2 protein-coding genes are annotated in these 1,690 nt (G+C 38.3%); both read right to left on the reverse strand.

All coding sequences use genetic code 11. The features are described 5' to 3' along the window. Positions 1-54: 54 nt before the first annotated feature. Positions 55-972, reverse strand: coding sequence for an IS3 family transposase (locus AC1RPH_RS07570; RefSeq protein WP_481761993.1), 918 nt, complete (start codon positions 970-972; stop codon positions 55-57). After that, positions 945-1,619 carry a transposase gene (locus AC1RPH_RS07575; protein WP_481761994.1) on the reverse strand — a complete coding sequence of 225 codons (675 nt, stop codon included), beginning with the start codon at positions 1,617-1,619 and terminating at the stop codon, positions 945-947. Before AC1RPH_RS07575 ends, AC1RPH_RS07570 begins: the two co-directional genes overlap by 28 nt. Between the last annotated feature and the right edge of the window lie 71 nt (positions 1,620-1,690).

Here is a 1,690-nt window from a genome sequence, read left to right on the forward strand (position 1 = left end):
TGTACTAGGCCCTGTCAAGTTGACGGATGAAATAATATAAAATTTAATATGTTTCTAAATGGCTTTATCCCAGTATTCATCTGGGGTAAGGCCATTTCTTTGTGTTGAGCGATTGTAATGATTAAAATATTCAATTCCTGCTTCAACCAATTTCATAAGTTCTTGATAGGTCTTTGGCAGTGGCTGACGTGCCATCCATCGATTTTTAAATTCATTCCACCAACGCTCCATTGGAGCGTTATCGTATGGCGTTCCTGGTCGGGACATACTTCTAGTTACTTCATATCGATCAAGAGAACGATTAAATAGTTTTGAGGTATAAGCTGAACCGCGATCGGTGTGCACCATGGGGTGTACACTACCAGCACCTGAAAAGGCCTGCTGAAATACCTGGATTTCTGCTTCACTAGTTTCTGTAGGACTTAGATTATAGGCTAAAAGTCGCCGACCATAAAGATCTAAAACACCACTTAACCGAATTTTATATTCGCCATTTATGCCATATGAAAGCTCTGTTGAATCGGCCAACCAAACTTGGTTAGGTCTACTCACACTAAAATTTTGATTAAGAAGATTATCTTGGATATATTGTTCTGATTGTTTCACACGATTATGCTTCTTCGGATGTACTAAACATCGAATACCTAGTTCTCGCATAACTCGTCGAACCTGTTTGAAAGTAATGGGAAAATTAATTGATGTGTCAGCTTGTAAATTTACCAACATGTTTCCAGTACCAATCCCTTGTAGATTGAAATCAAACCAGTATTGGGTTCGCTCTTTAAGTTGTTTATTACGTGTCTCCCAAACTGTTTCTTGTCTTTTTAACCCTTTGTAGTAAGCCTGACGGCTAACGCCAACCATTTTTATAAGTTTTGTTATCGCACCATGCTTTTCTTGACTAACATTCTTAATCGCGTGATATGCCAGTCGTCTTTGCTTATTCACCCCTTGCGCTGAAGTTCCTGCCATTTTTTTATAAAGGCCGCATATAATTTTTGATCTTCGATTTGGCTTTCTAACTCGTGAATCCGTAGATTCGCTTTATCTAAATCTGTTAGTTCTGATTGATCTTTACGGTGACCACGATTATCGATTAGTGATTCATAACCACCTTGTCGTGCCTTAAGAACCCATGAACGGGCTTGTTGATAAGAGACACCGAAGTGTTCCGCAGTTTCATTATAACTATGTTTATCTTTGGTAATATATTCAACAATTGAAACGCGTTCTTCAAAAGAAGTTTTACGACTCATAATGGGAACCTGCCTTTTGGACGGTGACGCCGTCACCGTTTTATCCTCATTATACTTGGAAACCCAGTCTAATAGTTGTTTTTGTGATCGTAAACCAAACTTAAGTGCAACATCTGCTTGTGAATATTGACCCGTTAGATAAGTTAATACCGCTTCTAATTTCAGCGCTTTTGAATAGTGATTATTGTGGCGCGCTTCCTGTAAACCTTCAATACCATCGCGGTCATAGCGATCGACCCAACGTTTGAATAGATCTTTATTAATACCGTATTCTCGGGCAAAAGTTCTTCTCGGCATTCCGGACTTTCTAAATTCTTCGATAAACGTTAATTTTTCTAATGCTGAATACTTGGCTCTGGACATACAAAAATCCCTCCATGATTATCGGATGAAATTATATTATTTCATCTGACAACCATAAAGGGATTATTACA

The organism is Dellaglioa sp. CoH-57-MRSF-16 (assembly GCF_056782055.1).

Bases quoted from the DNA above. Each gene is read 5' to 3' on its own strand.
- AC1RPH_RS07570 (WP_481761993.1), bottom strand. From the start codon at position 972: ATGGCAGGAACTTCAGCGCAAGGGGTGAATAAGCAAAGACGACTGGCA.
- AC1RPH_RS07575 (WP_481761994.1), bottom strand. From the start codon at position 1,619: ATGTCCAGAGCCAAGTATTCAGCATTAGAAAAATTAACGTTTATCGAA.